The organism is Vibrio sp. 2033, from assembly GCF_033339735.1.
In genome coordinates this window covers 1-525 of record NZ_JAWOVC010000790.1, presented here as the reverse complement: position 1 = coordinate 525, position 525 = coordinate 1, and the positions used below count along the sequence as shown (strand labels likewise).

At 41.3% G+C, this 525-nt stretch carries 1 protein-coding gene; it reads right to left on the bottom strand.

The features are described 5' to 3' along the window. On the bottom strand, positions 1-294 hold a 294-nt coding region (locus tag R7P74_RS29105), incomplete at its 3' end, for a response regulator (protein ID WP_318124195.1). Between the last annotated feature and the right edge of the window lie 231 nt (positions 295-525).

Sequence of the window (525 nt, the reverse complement as noted above, 5' to 3'; positions counted from 1 at the left end):
GATCTTGTGATCATTTTCTCCGGTCAAAAAAACGAAAGTTGTATGTGCAGGCAGAATTTGCGCGTGCTTTAACTCTTCTAACAACTGAAAGCCATTGAGCTGGGTTTGAAAGTTGTAGTCACAAATCACCAAATCAAAATGCATTTGCTTACAAAGATTGATGACCTCAAAAGGTTTATAAGCGTAATAGATGTCACTTAAATCGAGTTGTCGAAGTATCGCGGTCACGCTACTCGTAACCAGTCTGGAATCGTCAGCGACCAGAACTTTACACAGATTACGGTCAAAACTCATGGGTCAATCCTTGTGCAGTCAAAGCGTGTAAGAAAATTCAATGCAGCGGAAGCTTAAATGCTTCTCTTGAGGTTATTTTGAGGGAAGAGAATCGCTTTATGTATGTTGAGTAACCCAATGATGGACGTCATTAACGCTTAGCTCTAGATCGGTGATGAGTTTTTCTAACGCCGTTTGATAAAGGGGGGAATCAGATCGGCCCAATTGTTCGGTCAATAAAGCGGATTGATG